The following is a 16,479-nucleotide window of genomic DNA, read 5'->3' as shown; positions in this document are numbered from 1 at the left end:
CAAATGTTCTGTCCAGAACCCGGCCCTAAAGGGCCGGGCTAGGGGTACGAAGCCCGCTGCGCGGGCTGCTGGCCCTCACCCCCAGCCCCTCTCCCACTGGCGCGGGAGAGGGGAGTGGAGCTAAGCGTTGAGGCATTGTGCGGCGATTAACCGTTGTGTTCGAGCAAATGTTCTGTCCAGAACCCGGCCCTAAAGGGCCGGGCTAGGGGTACGAAGCCCGCTGCGCGGGCTGCTGGCCCTCACCCCCAGCCCCTCTCCCACTGGGGGAGGGGCAACCCTCACCCCCAGCCCCTCTCCCACTGGCGCGGGAGAGGGGAGTGGAGCTAAGCGTTGAGGCATTGCACAGCGATCAACCGTTGTGTTCGAGCAAATGTTCTGTCCGTCCCTACGAGCTGACGCGAGTGCCGCAACTTGGGCAAAAGATCGCGGTGGCTGGCATCTGAAACCCGCACTGCGGGCACGTCTTGGGGCCGGCAGCGGTTGGTGGAGCTTCACTGATCGGGACTGATTGCACGGTAGGCGCTGGCGGTGTGACCGGGGTTGGTTCGATATAGACCTCATTCTGCGCTTGTTTGAGTTCTTCTTCGCGGGCAACCAGTATGGCGCGCAGTTGGTCAAGCGCTGCCGCTAGCTCGGCGAGGGTGGGGGCATGGATCTGGCCGGCCCGTTGCAGATCATAGGCGCGTTGGCCCAGCTCCAGCAACTTCTGGTCGATCTGACGGCGCAGCTCGTTAATCTCGCCTTGCAAGCGGGTCGTCTTCTGAAACTTCTCGGCCTCGAATTTGGCCCGATCGCCGACTTGCGAAATGGTTTTACTCAGTTGATCGAGCAATCCCATTGCGAACTCCTTTCCATCGTTGATCGCGGGTTTTATTGTAGCATGCGTTACAAAACTCCTACTGGTTTGACGATCACGACGGCGATCTGGATGCAACGCATGGCAACGACGCCATGTAGTAGTCCTAGGGTAAAATCAACCCGTTGTACTATAGACGGCGGGCGCAGGATTGCTCTACGATAGCAGTGACGTAGCCATCGTCTTGAACGCCGTGAGGTCTGCCGTGACAGCGATCATGCTTCAAACCCCACCGATCGATCCCCTCAACCAGATCATCACGCTGCTCGATCAATTGCGCCACCGGTTGCCGTTTGCCGAAGAAGAGCTGGTGCATCATACCCAGCTACAGGCAATCTTGGCCGAACAGCAAGAGCAGAGTGCGGCAGCGCTGGCGGCGTGGCGGGCAGCATTGGCGGTACGGTGGGAGTGTGAGGTGCGGGCACAGCGCCTCTATGCGCACGTGCGCCGGCAGGTAATCGAGGTGGTTGGCACTGATGCGCCATACCTGCGCCTGTTTGAACCTGACTCGGCGGCGGGGGCGTTGACAGCGACCGATCTGCTCAATAGTTTGCGCCGGCTGGCCGCAGTGCTGGGGCTGATGCATCCGCAACCGCCTTTTGCTGAGCAGGCGTTGGCCGATCTGGCAACGATGTCTGCCGAGTTGCAAGCGGCCATTACCCGGACTGAACAGTGTGAGGAAGAGCGGCGGCGGGTGCAAGCCGAGCAGCGCCTCTTGCTGGAATTGTGCCACCGCTCGTACCGGCGCACACGCCACCGGATCGCTGAGCACTTGCGCGGGTAGGTCTACACTGCCGGCACTTCAGGCGCAAGTTGGGCAATCTCACGGCGCAGTTGATTGATGCGGGCGATGGTGTTGCGCTGGTTGCCGACGCCGGTGGCGAGGTGGTGTTTCTTGTGGGCCAGTTCAGCGCATGCTTCGTAGAAGCGGCGGGCAGCGGCGCTGCGCGTCCGGTTGCGCAGTTGGCCGCTGAATGATTTGGCTGCGGCGTAATGCGCCGGCGAGATGATACCGGCAGCGACCTCTTCAACCAAGTAGTCGGCAATGTGATGCTGTTCGCGCCGGATTTCCCAGATCACTAACCCCAACACGACGACCCACGTTGACCAGTCAACCAGCAGGGTGAGGCCGAGGCCAGTGAGGCCAAATTCGCCGGCCAAAAAGACCGTCATGGTATTGTGCAGGGCGTGGAGGCAGACGGCGAGCAGCCAGCCGGCAAAGGGCGAGATGATGCGCACGATGCGGTTGGGGTGCAGGCGGGACATCGCTAACCCTAAGCCGATCCATGCGGTGTAGACGGCGTGGCCCCAGCCGCCCAAAATCACTCTCAGCACAAAGAGCGCAATGAGACCGCCAAACCCGTCTTCAGCATAGCCGAAAAAGTAGAGGTAGAGCAGGTTTTCGGTGGCGGCAAAGCCGAGCGCCGTAATCGCCGCATAGAGCATGCCATCGAGACGCGAGTCGAACTCTTCGGGGAAGGCGAACATGATGATCACGACGGCAATCCCCTTCAAGCTCTCTTCGACGAGCGGCGCGAGCAAGGTGGTACCGGCTACTTCAGCCGAGGCTTCGCCGATAAAGATGGCTAACGACGCTTGGGCTATACCCGTCCAGACAATCGCGCCCAAGGTAGCGACGAACGCGCCCCACAGGAACGCGCCGAACAACAAGCGACGCGGCTCTTTTTCAAACCGGTCGAGCCAATAGGCGATACTGGCGTAGATGAAGGCCGGCACGAAGCTCAGTATAGCAGCGGCAACGAACCCGATCATAGCGACTCCTCAAGGGCAGGTTATGTAGTGGTGTGGGCCGAGCAGGGTGGCATCTATCACCGCCACCCCCCTTCCTTCAGGCATTTAGGGGCGGACAGAACATCTGGTCGCGTACAACCGTTGATCGCAGTGCGATGCCTCAAAACCCGGCGCTGCACTCCCCTCTCCCGCGCCAGTGGGAGAGGGGCTGGGGGTGAGGGTACATCAGCGCATCGCAACGCCTTCAACCACATCTGCGCTCATGTGTGCTGCCCGCCCTTGAACTTTCCGGCAGGCGAGGGGTTGGGGAAGGAACTAGCAGAGGGTGTTACCCAACCCACCACTGATTGAACTCTTACAAGACCCCCTTGGTGCTCGGCACCGCGCCGCCGAGACGCGGATCGACGCGGGTGGCGGCATCGAGCGCGCGCCCGCATGCTTTGAACAACGCCTCGATCTTGTGGTGGTCGTTGCGCCCGTACAACACTTGGGCGTGCAGGTTGAAACGGCCATGGAAGGCGATGCTCTCGAAGAGGTGCGCGATCAGGTCGGTGCCGAGCTGGCCGACGCGCGGCGTGACAAACTCGGCCTGCACCACGCAGTAGGGCCTCCCGCCCAGATCGATCGCCACCAACGCCAGCGCTTCATCCATCGGCACGAAGCTATGGGCCGTGCGGACGATGCCGGCGCGCGCGCCGAGGGCCTGATCGATAGCGCGGCCCAAACAGATGCACACATCTTCGGCGGTATGGTGCTCGTCAACGTGGAGATCGCCGTGAGCGCGGACGGTAAGATCAAACAGGCCGTGGCGCGCCCATAAGGTGAGCATGTGATCAAGAAACCCGATTCCGGTTTGCACATCAGCCTGCCCGCTGCCATCGATCGTCAGGGTCAGCGAGATACTGGTCTCGCCGGTGACGCGATCGACGGTAGCGCGCCGGATGTCACTCACTGCGCTGTTGGCTTCGCTCACTGCTGAATCCTTCCGGGTAGCGGCGGCGCAATTTCTCGATATTGGCCGCCATCACGGCGCCGAGCGATATGTCAAGGGTATCGCAGGCCAGCGCCACATACCACAACACATCGCCCAACTCTTTCATCAAGGCCTCGCGGTCGAGCGGGTGGCCGTGGAAGAGGTGCTTTTTCACCGTGTCGGCAAACTCGCCGGCTTCGCCATTGAGGCCAAGCGCAGCGTTGGTAAGCCGCTCTTGGGGTGACAGGCCGGCGGCCAAGGTGCGCATGGCCAAGTGCTGATACTCGTCGGCGTTCATGCTGGTTCCTCGCCAGTAATCAAAGCTAATAGTTCGGGTAAGACGTGGCGGTTGCTGCCAATGCCTTCGTGATGGTAGATCGTCGGTGCGCCTTGCCAATCGGTATAGGCGCCGCCGGCCTCGACCAGAATCGGCAAGAGCGCGGCGGCGTCCCACACGTTCATCTGTGGATCGAGGGCAACTTCGGCGCGACCGGTGGCAACCAGCACATAGCCGTAGCAATCGCCCCACGTGCGGAACAGACCGGCGCGGCGCACGATGCGCTGGAAGGCTTCAGCGCGGCCATACTGCTCGTAGCCGTGGGCAATCGTGCCGACGACCAGACTCTCGCGTAGCGATGAAATATTGGAAACGCGGCAGGGTTGGCCATTCCACGTACACCCCAAACCTTGCGCCGCCGAGACCATTTCGCCGAGGACGGGAATATGGATCACGCCGAGCACCGGCTCGCCGTCGCGGAGCAGGCCGATCAGGACGCCGTACAACGGCACGCCGCGGACAAAACTCTTGGTGCCGTCGATCGGGTCAAGCACCCAGCGGAAGGTGGCGTGTTCGCTGCCGCTCAACCCATCTTCTTCACCGAGCACTGCGTGATCGGGGTACGCGGCGGTGATTGCAGCGCGCAGATAGCGTTCGGCCTCGCGGTCAGCAATCGTCACCGGTGATTCATCGGCTTTGCGTTCAATGACGACACCCTGCTGGAAATAGCGCAGCGTGATCTGTCCGGCTTCGTGAGCGAGCTGGCGGGCAAAGACCAGCATAGGTTCGAGCGATGCAGTCATTGCGACACCTCGGCGAGGGTAGCGAGCAGGGCATCAGTTTGGGCAGGGGTGCCAACGCTGATGCGGATATAGCCATCGAGCAACGGGGTGCGGTAGTGGCGCACCAGCACGCCGCGCCGTTCGAGCGCGAGCTTGAGTTCGCGGGCATCGCGCCCTTCAACCCGGCAGAGGATAAAGTTGGCGGCGCTGGGGAAGGGCGTGAGGAAAGGGAAGGTTTGCAAATGGGCAAAGAGCCGTTCGCGTTCGGCGACGATCGCTTGCACGCGCTGGTGCAACTCGGCGACCGCTTCGAGCGAAGCGATGGCGGCGGCTTGGGCAGCTACCGAGACGTTATAGGGCTGCTTAATCTTCCAGAGCTGTTCGATCAACCAGCGGGGGAAGAGGCCATAGCCGACGCGCAACCCGGCCAACCCGGCCCACTTGCTAAAAGTGCGCAACATCGCCAGATTGGGGTAATGATCGAGCAAATCGCTCGCGCCAACCGGTAAACGGCCCGGTTCGGCAAACTCGACATACGCCTCATCAACCACCACCAGCAGCGGCAATTCGAGGATGCGCAACAGATCGGCGCGCGGCAGCGGGTTGCCGGTAGGGTTGTTGGGGGCAGTAAGGAAAATCGCCTTAGCGCCTTGGGCGGCAGCGCGCTCGATCGCCGGCAGATCGAGGCTAAAATCAGGCCGGCGGGGAACGGTGATCACCCGCCCGCCGCAGATCCCAGCGTCAAAGCGGTACATACCGAAGGTAGGGGGGCAATCGATGATCGCATCGCCGGGGTTGATGATCAAGCGCAACACCAAATCGATCAGCTCATCGGCGCCGGCCCCGCAGAGAATCTCTTCGGCAGGGCGGCCCGTGTAGCCGGCGAGCGCCGCGCGCAGCGCGGTGTGTTCGGGATCGGGATAGATATGGTAGGTGGCGGTATGCTGCAACGCCGCCAACGCCGCCGGTGCGGGGCCATACGGATTTTCATTCGCGTCAAGTTTGACGATCCGCTCAATTGGCAGGCCAAGGCGCGCGGCGAGCACTTCGAGCGGCACGATCGGCGTGTATGCTTCGAGATCGGCAATCTCAGGACGGATAAGGCCGGGCAAAACGGGCGTCATAATGCTTGCTTTTGGTGAATGTGCTGAACTCGTCTTCGGCGAGTATGATACCACAGGCGCGGCGGCTGCGTGGTATAATTCAAACCTTGAATAATTGCATTGAGGGAGGGACGCCATGACCCCGCGAGCACTGGATCGGCGCGCAGCGTTGCGGGCCGAGCTGCTCGGTCTCGTGCGCGAGCATGTGCCAGATGAAGCGATTGAAGCGCAGATCGAGGCGCTGCTGGCCGAGGTGCTGGCCGACGAACCGGTAGTGGAACCGCAGACAGTAGCGAACGATCAGCAACCGCCTGATCAGCGCATCGTCGTCACCGGAATGGGAATCATCTCGCCGTTTGGGGTTGGCGTCGAGCCGTTTTGGGCCGGATTAGCGGCTGGCCGGAGTGCAATCGGGCGGATTACCTTTTTCGATCCGAGCGGGTATCCATGCCAGCTTGCCGGGCAAGCCAACGACTTTCAGCCGCAGGCATTTATGGATGCGAAAGAGGCGCGGCGGATGTCGCGGGCCAGCCAAATGGCGGTGGCGGCAGCGCGGATGGCGGTAGAGCATGCCCGCTTGCCGCTAGAGCGGATGGCGCGCGATGAGATCGGCGTCTTGATCGCGAGTGGCACAACGTCAATGCCTGATGTTGAACAAGCGGTAGCAACGCTTGTCCAGCGCGGGGGTATGAAGATCAGTCCGTTCTTTATTCCGGCGGCCTTGCCCAATATGCCTTCGAGCCAAGTCGCGATTCAGCTTGGCCTGCGCGGATACACCACTTCGATTTGTACCGCTTGCGCGGCAGGGGCGCAAGCGATCGGCGAGGCGGCGGAAGTGATCCGGCGCGGCGATGCCGAAGTGATGCTGGCCGGCGGCGCTGAAGCGCCGATCACGGCGCTGAGTTTGGGGGCCTTCTGCGTGTTGCGGGCCTTGAGCACGCGCAGCAATGAGATGCCAGAGCGGGCCTCACGCCCGTTTGATGCATTGCGCGACGGGTTTGTGCCGGGGGAAGGCGCGGCGGTGCTGGTGCTGGAACGGCTGAGCAGCGCGCAGCGGCGCGGTGCGCCGATCCTCGCCGAGCTAATCGGGTATGGAGTCTCGGCGGATGCCTACCACGTGACCGCACCCGATCCCGATGGCGAAGGGGCGGCGTTGGCGATGCGGCGGGCCTTGCAGCATGCCCGGCTAGCGCCGCAGCAAGTTGACTACATCAATGCCCATGCCACTAGCACGCCAGCCGGCGACATCGCCGAGACGCGGGCAATCAAGCATGTGTTTGGCGAATATGCCTACAGCGTGCCGATCAGCTCGATCAAGTCGATGATCGGCCATCTGACCGGCGCGGCGGGTGCGGTTGAAGCGGCGGCAACGATTCTCGCCCTGCACCACGGTCTGATCCCGCCAACGATCAACCTCGAACATCCCGATCCAGAATGCGATTTGGATTATGTGCCGAACGTTGCCCGCCCGGCGGCGTTGCAAGTGGCGATCTCCAATTCGTTTGGGTTCGGCGGGGTGAATGCGGTGTTGGCCTTCCGCAAGCTGTTGTAATCCAACACAGGTTGGTTGGCGCAGCAGGAGAGCGGCACAGCAGTGCCTCTAGCCAAGCAAATGCCATGTGGGATATTGACGGTCACGAATGGGCGATTGAACAATTGCGCAGCAACATCCGGTCGAACCGGGTGGCGCATGCCTACTTGTTTGCCGGGCCGCCGGGGATCGGCAAATCGCTGGTGGCGTTGCGCATGGCGCAGGCGTTGAACTGCGAGCGGCAGACGGGCGATCCCTGTTTGCAATGCCGGACGTGCCGGCGGATCGAGCGCGGCAACCATCCCGATGTGCGGGTGGCAGGAATGGCGACGCAAGCGGCGGCGGCCAAGGCCGACGAGGCAGCGCGGCAGAAAGAGTTGAAGATTGCGACGATTCGGGAATGGCAGCGCGATATTGCTTTGCGGCCTTATGAAGCGGCGCGGCGGGTGTTGATCTTGCACGATGCCGAGCGGCTGAGCGAAGAGGCGGCCAACGCGATGCTGAAGACGCTGGAAGAGCCACCCGATTACGCGACGTTGTTGTTGGTTGCCCACAGCAGTGAACTCTTGCCGACGATCGTTTCGCGTTGCCGGGTATTGCGGTTGCGTCCGCTGCCGCGCGAACAAGTAGCGGCGGCGCTGCAAGCGCGCGGCGCAGCGCCAGAGTTGGCCACCGAGCTCGCGGCATGGAGCGGGGGCCGGGTCGGGTGGGCGATCAGTGTGCTGGCCGATCCGGCAGTGCAGGCAGCGCGGCGCGAGCAATTGGCGGAATTGATCGGGCTGGCCGAACAAGACCTGAGCGCAGGTTTGCGGTGGGCCGAGCAACGGGCGAAGGAGTATCGCACCGGCGAGCAAGAGACGGCGCTGGCGTGGCTGGAATTGTGGCAGAGCTGGTGGCGCGATGTGATATATGTTGCTTCCGGTTGTGACGAGGCGGTGACAAACGTTGACCGGCGGGCCGAACTCGCGGCGGCGGCCCGGCGGGTCACGCCGGCGGCGGCGCTAGCCTTCTTGCAGCAGATCATTGCTGCCGCCCAACAACTGCGCGAAAACGTCAACCCGCAACTGGCGCTTGAGCATCTCGTGTTGCACTTGCCGCGGGCCAAGTGATTATAAGTGATACCGTAACCGTTGCGACGCACCCTCTTCGAGCGAGATCAGGCGCTTGGCGAACAGCATCTTCGCGAGCGCCTCGGTTTCGGCGGCGGTGAGCTGTTGTCTAGTCAACGAGGGCAGATGGTTGCGCAGCTTATCGAGCGTACTAGGGCGTGAAGGCGTATGCTGTTTTAAGCGTTCAATCACCACTTCGCAGAGTTCGTCTAATGACGGTTTGGTACCGTTGGCGGCGAGAAGCGATGATGACTCAGGTGAGGCAGCGACCGCCGGGATTAATTGCTGGTCGTTGGCCGCGGTAACTTTGCGCAAGAAGGGAAGATCATCAATACTAGCCGAGCGAAAAACCTTTAGGCGCTTTTCGCGCAGATGCTGGATGAGCGGGTCGAAGCCGGTATCGTTTGAGATAATGTGAAAAAAGGCGTTTGGATCGCGTTTCACCAATATGCCGAGGTAAAACGCAATGTGAAAATCGAGCGCATTTGCACCGCTCGCACCGATCTTCATGTACATCGCGCGGTTGCCCAGTCGCTGCATCGCCGCGGCAAACTCGAACGGGATGAATTTCTGGTTTGCACCAACAAAGGCGATGACGCGCACAAAGGAAAGGTTTGTGATAGCGGCGAGATTGGGCTGGACATTCTCGTAGTCGATAAAAAGGTAGTTTACCAGTTGCATGAACATGTTTCCTTGTTGGCGTGAATGCTATACTTAGATTATAACGATCACGATTACTAGCATATTACACGGGTGAGAACGACGGCCACATCTATGCTGCCCTTGCTCAGCGTGCGCGAGCTCCATATCGTCTTCGCTGCCAAGCCGATCCTCAGCGGGATCAGTTTTGAGCTGCGTCCCGGCGACATCTTGGGGGTGGTAGGTTTGCGCAGCGCGGGCAAGTCAGTGCTCTTGCAGGCGCTAGCCGGTATTTATCCGCCAACAGCGGGTGAGATACAGGTCGATGGTCTGCCCTTGACGTGGGCAGGGCAAGCGGTGCAGCGGCGCGGGATCGAGTTTGTGCCGCAAGCGCCGGCGCTGGTCGACGTGATGCCGGTGCTGGATAACATCTTTTTGGGGCGCGAACGGGGCAAAGGGCGGCTCGATCCAGCGGCGATGGCGACCACGGCCTACCAGTGGCTAGAGCGGTTTGGTTTGCCGCGGGGTCTCGCCCACCAGCGCGCCGGCGATCTGACCGAAGAGGAGCGGCAATTGGTGGCGCTGATCCGGTCTTTTGTGCGGCCAGCGCGGCTCCTCATCCTCGATGAGGCGCTCTCGGCGTTGAGTTTTGCTCGCCAGCAGGCCGTCTTGCAACATTTGCGCGAGCAGGCGGCGGCGCAGGCCGGTATTATCCTCAGCAGCGACGATCTCAATCTGATCTTCGCCATCACCAACCGGGTGCTGGTGCTGTATCAAGGCCGGCAAGCAGCGTTGCGCGTCACAGCCAGCACGACGCCACGCGAGATCGTCGAGCTGATGGTGGGGTCGGTGCGGCAAGAGCGGGTCACGCCATTGATTTGGGCTTTTGAAAATTACTATCAGGCGCAGCAACAAGCGGAACAGTTGCGGCAACAGCAACTGCAACTGCAAGACAACCTCGCCGCACAAGACTCGCTGAATCGCGAACTGGTGCAACGGCTGCAAGAGCAGATGGTGGCGCTCGATCAACTCAATCAGGCGTTGCAAGAGGCGCATCACCGGTTGATGCTCGAACGCGAAGCCGAGCGGAAGGCGTTGGCGCGCGAATTGCACGATCAGGTCATCCAAGACCTACTCAGTTTCAACTACCAGCTCGAACACGTCGAAGAGGAGATCGAGCAGGGGGAAGCGTTGAGCGAGTTGCAGGCCATCCGGCGCGGGATTCGCGAGGTGGTGGCGATGTTGCGCCAGATGTGCAGCGATCTACGCCCGCCCACGCTCGATAGCCATGGCTTGGCGGCGGCGTTGCGTTCGTTGGCGAGCCAGTGGAGCGAACAGACCGGGATTCAAGTAGAGTTGCTGTTGGCCGAGCCGTTGGAACGCTGGCCGGAGACGATTGAGTTGACAGTGTTTCGGATTGTGCAAGAGGGCTTGAACAACGTGCGCAAGCACGCCGGCGCTACGCGGGTGTTGCTTGAGGTGCGGCGCACCTCGGCGGCGGGGGTGATGGTGCGGTTAGCCGATAACGGGAGGGGGATGGCGACGCCGCCCGATCTGCAACGCCTTTCGGAACGGAAGCATTTTGGCTTGATCGGGATCAGCGAGCGAGTATCGCTCTTGCGCGGCACGTTACACATCGGGCCATCGGTGTGGGGCGGGTTGGAATTGCAGATCGAGATCCCCAATCCGGCACCGTTTCCGGCGGAAGGGGTGAGGATGGGGTGAGGGCGCAAAGATGGCAAAGACGCAAAGAGGGGAACACGCAAAGACGCAAAGGGATTCACACGCAAAGGCGCGAAGACGCAAAGGGGTAGGATGGTTATGTTGGCTGGTTATACCTATTGTTCCATTAGTCTACCTTTTTAGCGGACTATATCACTTCCGCCGCAGCGCATCCTCTACCACCTGCCGCACGGTGGCCGCATCAAGGTCTTTTTTGTCGAGAAAGGCCAGCGCGCCGGCTTCCAACCCCAACCGGCGAAACTCGCGGTCAGGGTAGGCGCTCATCAAAATCGCTCGCGTGTTCGGGGCGATGCTCTTCACCCGGCGCAGGCATTGAATCCCGTCACCATCGTTCAAGATCACATCAATGAAAGCGAGATCAGGCGTGATCCGCTGGAGCAAGCGGATCGCTTCGTGGCAATCCTCGGCCTCGTAGAGCTGGGCTTCGGCGCAGGCCTTGCCGACCATGCGCTTGAGTTGGGCGCGATAGCGTTCGTTGTCGTCGATGATAAGCACCGTCAGCGGGGCCGGGCCGGCGGGCGGTTCGCGGTTGTGGGCCGCTTCGTGGCCCGATTCGGCCAGCAATTCGGGATGGCGCAAGGCGAACTGGTAGGCTTCGAGCCGGCTACTGACGCGGATCGCCCGATAGAGGGCCGTCAAGTGATTCTCGATCGTCTTGACGCTCAGATCCATCTCTTGGGCCATGCGGCGGTTGTCATAACCTTGGGCGATGAGGCGGAGGAGGTCGCGCTGGCGTTTGGTGAGGGTGATCGGCGACGGGTGGGCCAACTGCGGCGCCGCTTGGATGAGCCGGCTGAGGAGCGGGCTTGAGATCCAGTTGCCGCCGGCCATAATTCGCTGCACGGCTAATTGCAGATCGCTGAGTGGCTGATCTTTAAGGTGGTAGCCGTTGACACCGGCGGCGAGCAGGCCGACTACATACGACTGGTCATCGTAAGCGCTGACGACCAAAATCTTCATGGCCGGATAATCGGCGTGAATCTGGCGGATGGCGTTAATGGGATCAAAGTCCGGCATGGCCACATCGACCACTAGCAGATCGGGGTGATGGTGGGCCAGCGCGGCGAATAGTTCCGGGCCATTAGCCGCCTCACCAACGACCTCAAAATCAGGCAAGCCGGCTAGCGCGGTGCGCAAACCGGCGCGCACCACCGCATGATCATCGGCCAATACGACACGGGTCGTTCCCATTGCCCATTCCCCACCATGGTTGATGTACCGGCGTGATGACGCCAAGGGATACAGATTATTATCGCCGAAGAGACGGCTGGGGGCAAATGGGCAGGGGCGGAACGGTGCGGGGGCGGGACGTCGCGGGGGGCCATGTAGAGCCGCACGGCCGTGCGGCTCTACATTGGTATTTTTCCCATCCATCACCCGGCGCGGCCACGGCGGCGGGTGGTGACATCGAACACGACGGCGGCGACCAATACCAAACCGCGCACGATGTATTGGTAGGCAATATCAATGCCCATCAGGTTCATGCCGCTGGTCAGCGATACATAGACCAGCGCGCCGATGATCGAACCGATCACATTACCGACGCCGCCGGCGGCGGAGACGCCACCGATGTACGCCGCAGCAATCGCATCCAGTTCAAACAAGGTGCCGGCGGTAGTGGTGGCTGAGCGCAACCGCGAGGCGAACAAGATGCCCGACAAGGCCGAGAGCACTCCCATCGAAGCGAAGACGATATAGGTAATGCGCTTGACGCTGATGCCGCTCAGCTCAGCCGCTTCGGGGTTGCCGCCAACCGCATAAATATGCCGGCCCAGCACGGTTTGGGTGGTAATGAAGTGGTAAATCGCCACCACCACCAACACGATCACCATCGTCCACGAGAGACCGTTGTAGCCAGCCATAATCCACGCTAGCAAGCCGATCAGAGCTGAGATAAAGACCAGCTTGAGCACAAACATATCGGTGGGCAAGACCTCGAAATTGTAGGCCAGCTTCTTGTTGCGGCTGCGGATTTCGCTGATGACGAAGGCAACGATTGCGAGCACGCCGAGGAGGAGGGTGAGGGTGTGGTAGCCGGGCACAATGCTAAACGCTACATCGGGAATAAAGCCGTTGCCAATCGCATTAAAGGTCTCGTCGTCGATAATAATCGTACCGGTGCCGGCGGTGACCAATTGCAATGCACCGCGATAAATGAGCCAGCCAGCCAGTGAGGCGACAAATGAGGGAATCTTCAATTCGGCGACCGGAAATGCAGTCAGCAAGCCGGCCAACCCGCCGAGAACTAGCACCATCGGCACGACCACAATCGTCGGCAGATCCCAGAAACGGAGGGCGATCGCGGCCACTGCGCCGAGAAAGCCGGCCAAAAAGCCAACCGAGAGGTCAATATGGCGAATCACGATCACCAACGTCATACCGACCGCCAGCACGGCAATGTAGCCGGTCTGGTTGATCAGATTACTCAGGTTGCGCGACGAGATAAAAATGCCGTTGGTCGTGATCGAAAAGATGATCATAATCACGAAGAGGGCGATGAACATGCCGTATTGGCGAATATTCTGCCCCAAAGCCCGTTGTAAGTTCGTGACAAATGCTGCTTGGGTTGTCATGGTCTCCTCCGCCGCGCTGCGTATTCGGTTAGTAGTCAACCGCTAGCTCCATAATCTTTTCTTGGGTCGCTGCCGCAACCGGCAGTTCGCCTTTGATCCTCCCGCCGGAGACGACGTAGATCCGGTCGCTCATGCCCAGCACTTCGGGCAATTCCGACGAGATCATAATGATGCTCATACCCTCTTCGACCAGCCGGTTCATCAACTGGTAGATCTCGTATTTCGCACCGACATCGATCCCGCGGGTCGGTTCATCGAGGATGAGCACATCGGGCCGCACAAACAGCCATTTGCCGAGACACACCTTCTGTTGATTGCCGCCGCTCAGGTTGACAACTTGTTGCTCGATGGTCGGCGTCTTGATGTTGAGCGACTTGCGATAGCCTTCGGCGACTTGAATCTCGGCATTGCGATCAATGACGCCATTCTTGGCTAACGCTTGCAGGTTGGCGAGGGTAATATTTTGGCGCACATCTTGGATCAAGACCAGCCCTTTGGCTTTGCGATCTTCGGAAACGTAGGCCAAGCCGGCAGCGATCGCTTCGCGGGGATGGTGGAAGGTGTGCTTGCGGCCCTTCAGCCACAGCTCGCCGCTGATCCGGTACGCTGGCGCATTGCCAAACAGGCTAAGGGCTAACTCAGTACGTCCGGCACCCATCAGGCCGGCCAGCCCGACGATCTCGCCTTTGCGCACCTGTAGATTGACATCGCGCAGCAGGTAGCGGCCCAACTCAGGCGAATAGACCGTCCAATTGCGCAGTTCAAGCATCACCTCATCGCTAATCTGATGGTTGCGCGGAGGATAAATATTGGTAATCTCGCGCCCGACCATATTGCGGATGAGCGCCTGCTCGCTCACCTCGCCTTTGTGAGCATCAAGGGTGCAGACCGTCTTGCCGTCGCGGAGGACGGTCACGGTATCGGCGACCGACAACACCTCTTTCAGCTTGTGCGAAATCAGAATACAGGTCACGCCATGATCGCGCAATTCCCGCAGCAGATGCAACAAATTCTCGCTATCGTTTTCGTTGAGGGCGGCGGTGGGTTCGTCGAGAATCAGCAGTTTGACTTCACGGCTGAGGGCCTTGGCAATTTCGACCAGTTGCTGTTTGCCGACGCCGAGATCGCGGATTTTCGCGGCGGGATTGACGTTCAAGCGCACTTTGCGCAACATCTCATCGGCGCGGCGGATGGTTTCGTTCCAATCGATCACGCCATTGCGACTAATTTCGTGGCCGAGAAAGATGTTTTCATAGACGGTCAATTCGGGCACGAGGGCCAATTCTTGATAAATAATGCCAATGCCGACCCGTTCGCTATCGGCGATGCCAAAGAAGCGTTGGGGCTGGCCATCGATCAGGATCTCGCCGCTGTAGGAGCCATACGGATAGACACCGCTCAGCACCTTCATCAGGGTTGATTTCCCGGCGCCATTTTCACCGACCAGACAGTGGATCTCGCCCCGCTTGACGCTAAACGTGACATTATCGAGCGCGCGCACGCCGGGGAATTCCTTGGTGATCTGGCGCATTTCAAGGATAGGGGGTTCCATACACGCACCGCCTCATTATTTGGAAATACCGGGATGGTGAAAACTATACCGCATGTTCCATATTTATGCATCAGTATAATGGCGCAATCGCACAATATCGATCCGATAGCACCTTCAAGCGATGAGGGACGTTTGCCAAGAACCATTGGGAAGCCAGCGGTATTGGTGGTTCGCTGCTAGTGAGACCGGGATTGATGATCATCAATCCCGGTCTCACTGAGCGGAATGATGCGGATTACGGCAGGTTGGTGAAGTCGCTGGCGCTGTAGTAGCCGGAGTCGATCAGAGCGGCGCGCACGTTGTCGCGGGTGACGGTCACAACCGGCGACTGGATGGCGGGCACGTCGATCTTACCGTTGTTGTAGGAACCGCGCGAGTCGGGTTGCTTGTTCTCAAGCAGAGCGACTGCGGCGCTGATCGCATCCTTCACCAGCGTGCGCACATCTTTGAAGACGGTCATCGACTGGCGGCCATCGATGATGTACTGTACCGACGCCTTCTCGGCATCTTGGCCGGTCACGAAGTACTGGGTCACATCCTTATCGGCGGCGAAGGCATCGGCAATTGCGCGGGCCGTGCCATCGTTGGGGGCGAGGATGTAGACCTTGCCCTTATCGGCGGCGGTCGCGGCGGTCAGGTTGGCCTCGGCAAGATTCTTGGCGGTGTTGAAATCCCAGTTGGTCGTAATCTGGCCGAGGATCTTGGCCATCTCGTCGCGGGTAAGGTCGAGCTTGTTCTGCAACGCGACCGCCTCGCTCGAATTCTTAATCACGAAGGTGCCATCGGCGATCTTGGGTTGGAGCACCTTCCACGCGCCTTCAAAGAAGAGGAAGGCATTGTTGTCAGAGGCGGCGCCGGCGTAGAGGTAGAGCGGATTACCGCTGCCGCTGGCGTTATCAACCAGATACTGGGCCTGCTGCGCACCCACGGCGATGCTGTCGAAAGTGACATAATAATCGACGGCATCAGTCTCACGGATGAGGCGGTCGTAGGAAATGACCTTGACGCCGGCGGCGCGGGCAGCGGCGGCAGCCGCAGCGGCGGCGGTACCGTCGTGGGGGCAGATGATCAGCACTTTAATACCCTTAGCGAGCAGCGCCTCGACATTCTCTTTCTCTTTGGCCGACGAGCCTTGGCTGAAGAGGATTTCAACCTGATAACCGGCCTGCTGCAACGCCTCGCGGAAGCGGGTCTCGTCTTGGATCCAGCGGGGTTCATCTTTGGTGGGAAGGACGATACCGACCGCGAGTTGCTGGCTACCGCCAGTCGTGCCACCGGTGCTGCCACCGGTGCTGCCACCGGTGCTGCCGCCGGTATTGCCACAGGCGCTCAACAGGAAGGTAAACGCCGTCAACAACGACAACACGAGCCACAGAGTCTTCTTCGACATCACAGTCCTCCTTGAACACGGCAAAGCCACACCATTGCGAACAAGGCTTCATGCAGGGAACATTCGCTGCCGGGTACACCTCCTTGTGCGCATAGCAACCGACATCCTGATGGCGCTATTGAACCATGCTGCGCTGGCTTTGCCAATCCCGGCTACCCTGAAAGACACTAGGGAGTTACTCCTACTCACGAATTAGGGG

Annotated in this window: 15 protein-coding genes; 4 read left to right on the top strand and 11 right to left on the bottom strand. The window is 60.3% G+C overall.

Annotated features, from left to right (window positions below):
• Nucleotides 1–385: 385 nt before the first annotated feature.
• On the bottom strand, nucleotides 386–838 hold the full coding sequence (locus A6A03_RS13710) for a zinc ribbon domain-containing protein (RefSeq protein ID WP_066789421.1): 453 nt from the start codon (nucleotides 836–838) through the stop codon (nucleotides 386–388).
• 223 nt (nucleotides 839–1,061) lie between these two features.
• Here A6A03_RS13710 and A6A03_RS13705 point away from each other — a divergent pair, with 223 nt between their 5' ends.
• Nucleotides 1,062–1,640 (top strand): hypothetical protein, encoded by a 579-nt coding sequence (locus A6A03_RS13705; RefSeq protein ID WP_066789418.1) that lies wholly within the window; start codon nucleotides 1,062–1,064, stop codon nucleotides 1,638–1,640.
• A 2-nt stretch (nucleotides 1,641–1,642) separates the two neighbouring features.
• Here the strand turns inward: A6A03_RS13705 and A6A03_RS13700 are convergent, their stop codons facing one another.
• The 5 genes from A6A03_RS13700 to hisC all read right to left on the bottom strand — a co-directional run bounded on the left by A6A03_RS13700 (nucleotide 1,643) and on the right by hisC (nucleotide 5,764).
• Nucleotides 1,643–2,629: a PrsW family intramembrane metalloprotease gene (locus A6A03_RS13700; protein WP_066789415.1), complete on the bottom strand. Its 987-nt coding sequence runs from the start codon at nucleotides 2,627–2,629 to the stop codon at nucleotides 1,643–1,645.
• A gap of 334 nt (nucleotides 2,630–2,963) precedes the next feature.
• A complete protein-coding gene (gene hisB / locus A6A03_RS13695) occupies nucleotides 2,964–3,581 on the bottom strand; it encodes an imidazoleglycerol-phosphate dehydratase HisB (protein ID WP_066789412.1) in 618 nt (205 codons plus the stop codon).
• Entirely contained in the window at nucleotides 3,553–3,879 is a 327-nt protein-coding gene (locus A6A03_RS13690; RefSeq protein ID WP_066789410.1) for a nucleoside triphosphate pyrophosphohydrolase family protein, read from the bottom strand. The genes hisB and A6A03_RS13690 overlap by 29 nt, the downstream gene beginning before the upstream one ends.
• Nucleotides 3,876–4,661, bottom strand: coding sequence for an inositol monophosphatase family protein (locus tag A6A03_RS13685; protein WP_066789408.1), 786 nt, complete (start codon nucleotides 4,659–4,661; stop codon nucleotides 3,876–3,878). Before A6A03_RS13685 ends, A6A03_RS13690 begins: the two co-directional genes overlap by 4 nt.
• On the bottom strand, nucleotides 4,658–5,764 hold the full coding sequence (gene hisC / locus A6A03_RS13680) for a histidinol-phosphate transaminase (protein WP_066789406.1): 1,107 nt from the start codon (nucleotides 5,762–5,764) through the stop codon (nucleotides 4,658–4,660). Before hisC ends, A6A03_RS13685 begins: the two co-directional genes overlap by 4 nt.
• Nucleotides 5,765–5,879: 115 nt before the next feature.
• On the opposite strand from hisC, the gene fabF reads away from it, so the two are divergent.
• Nucleotides 5,880–7,295, top strand: a complete 1,416-nt coding sequence (fabF, locus tag A6A03_RS13675) for a beta-ketoacyl-ACP synthase II (RefSeq protein ID WP_066789404.1) — start codon at nucleotides 5,880–5,882, stop codon at nucleotides 7,293–7,295.
• Between the two features lie 65 nt (nucleotides 7,296–7,360).
• On the top strand, nucleotides 7,361–8,383 hold the full coding sequence (gene holB / locus A6A03_RS13670; protein ID WP_066789402.1) for a DNA polymerase III subunit delta': 1,023 nt from the start codon (nucleotides 7,361–7,363) through the stop codon (nucleotides 8,381–8,383).
• Here the strand turns inward: holB and A6A03_RS13665 are convergent, their stop codons facing one another.
• Nucleotides 8,384–9,064, bottom strand: coding sequence for a PIN domain-containing protein (locus A6A03_RS13665; RefSeq protein WP_066789400.1), 681 nt, complete (start codon nucleotides 9,062–9,064; stop codon nucleotides 8,384–8,386).
• Between the two features lie 93 nt (nucleotides 9,065–9,157).
• Between A6A03_RS13665 and A6A03_RS13660 the strand changes: the two genes are divergently transcribed.
• Complete coding sequence (locus A6A03_RS13660) at nucleotides 9,158–10,747, top strand: ATP-binding cassette domain-containing protein (protein ID WP_066789397.1); 1,590 nt, start codon at nucleotides 9,158–9,160, stop codon at nucleotides 10,745–10,747.
• 150 nt (nucleotides 10,748–10,897) lie between these two features.
• Here the strand turns inward: A6A03_RS13660 and A6A03_RS13655 are convergent, their stop codons facing one another.
• The 4 genes from A6A03_RS13655 to A6A03_RS13640 form a co-directional block, all read right to left on the bottom strand.
• On the bottom strand, nucleotides 10,898–11,956 hold the full coding sequence (locus A6A03_RS13655) for a response regulator transcription factor (protein ID WP_066789394.1): 1,059 nt from the start codon (nucleotides 11,954–11,956) through the stop codon (nucleotides 10,898–10,900).
• Between the two features lie 182 nt (nucleotides 11,957–12,138).
• The gene (locus A6A03_RS13650; protein ID WP_066789389.1) at nucleotides 12,139–13,338 is read right to left on the bottom strand and encodes a sugar ABC transporter permease; all 1,200 of its coding nucleotides are present in this window, start codon (nucleotides 13,336–13,338) and stop codon (nucleotides 12,139–12,141) included.
• Between the two features lie 28 nt (nucleotides 13,339–13,366).
• Complete coding sequence (locus A6A03_RS13645; protein ID WP_066789385.1) at nucleotides 13,367–14,890, bottom strand: ATP-binding cassette domain-containing protein; 1,524 nt, start codon at nucleotides 14,888–14,890, stop codon at nucleotides 13,367–13,369.
• Between the two features lie 235 nt (nucleotides 14,891–15,125).
• Nucleotides 15,126–16,280 carry a sugar ABC transporter substrate-binding protein gene (locus A6A03_RS13640; RefSeq protein WP_066789384.1) on the bottom strand — a complete coding sequence of 385 codons (1,155 nt, stop codon included), beginning with the start codon at nucleotides 16,278–16,280 and terminating at the stop codon, nucleotides 15,126–15,128.
• Nucleotides 16,281–16,479: the final 199 nt, after the last annotated feature.

It is taken from the genome of Chloroflexus islandicus, from assembly GCF_001650695.1.
Classification (GTDB): Bacteria; Chloroflexota; Chloroflexia; order Chloroflexales; family Chloroflexaceae; genus Chloroflexus; species Chloroflexus islandicus.
Note: the sequence above shows the minus strand (reverse complement) of the source record. Positions and strands in the feature narration are given on the sequence as shown.

What these genes read in the sequence shown, in the direction of transcription:
- A6A03_RS13710 (WP_066789421.1), bottom strand. Translation starts at nt 838, where the DNA reads ATGGGATTGCTCGATCAACTGAGTAAAACCATTTCGCAAGTCGGCGAT.
- A6A03_RS13700 (WP_066789415.1), bottom strand. Translation starts at nt 2,629, where the DNA reads ATGATCGGGTTCGTTGCCGCTGCTATACTGAGCTTCGTGCCGGCCTTC.
- A6A03_RS13690 (WP_066789410.1), bottom strand. Translation starts at nt 3,879, where the DNA reads ATGAACGCCGACGAGTATCAGCACTTGGCCATGCGCACCTTGGCCGCC.
- A6A03_RS13685 (WP_066789408.1), bottom strand. Translation starts at nt 4,661, where the DNA reads ATGACTGCATCGCTCGAACCTATGCTGGTCTTTGCCCGCCAGCTCGCT.
- hisC (WP_066789406.1), bottom strand. Translation starts at nt 5,764, where the DNA reads ATGACGCCCGTTTTGCCCGGCCTTATCCGTCCTGAGATTGCCGATCTC.
- fabF (WP_066789404.1), top strand. Translation starts at nt 5,880, where the DNA reads ATGACCCCGCGAGCACTGGATCGGCGCGCAGCGTTGCGGGCCGAGCTG.
- holB (WP_066789402.1), top strand. Translation starts at nt 7,361, where the DNA reads ATGTGGGATATTGACGGTCACGAATGGGCGATTGAACAATTGCGCAGC.
- A6A03_RS13665 (WP_066789400.1), bottom strand. Translation starts at nt 9,064, where the DNA reads ATGCAACTGGTAAACTACCTTTTTATCGACTACGAGAATGTCCAGCCC.
- A6A03_RS13660 (WP_066789397.1), top strand. Translation starts at nt 9,158, where the DNA reads ATGCTGCCCTTGCTCAGCGTGCGCGAGCTCCATATCGTCTTCGCTGCC.
- A6A03_RS13655 (WP_066789394.1), bottom strand. Translation starts at nt 11,956, where the DNA reads ATGGGAACGACCCGTGTCGTATTGGCCGATGATCATGCGGTGGTGCGC.
- A6A03_RS13650 (WP_066789389.1), bottom strand. Translation starts at nt 13,338, where the DNA reads ATGACAACCCAAGCAGCATTTGTCACGAACTTACAACGGGCTTTGGGG.
- A6A03_RS13645 (WP_066789385.1), bottom strand. Translation starts at nt 14,890, where the DNA reads ATGGAACCCCCTATCCTTGAAATGCGCCAGATCACCAAGGAATTCCCC.
- A6A03_RS13640 (WP_066789384.1), bottom strand. Translation starts at nt 16,280, where the DNA reads ATGTCGAAGAAGACTCTGTGGCTCGTGTTGTCGTTGTTGACGGCGTTT.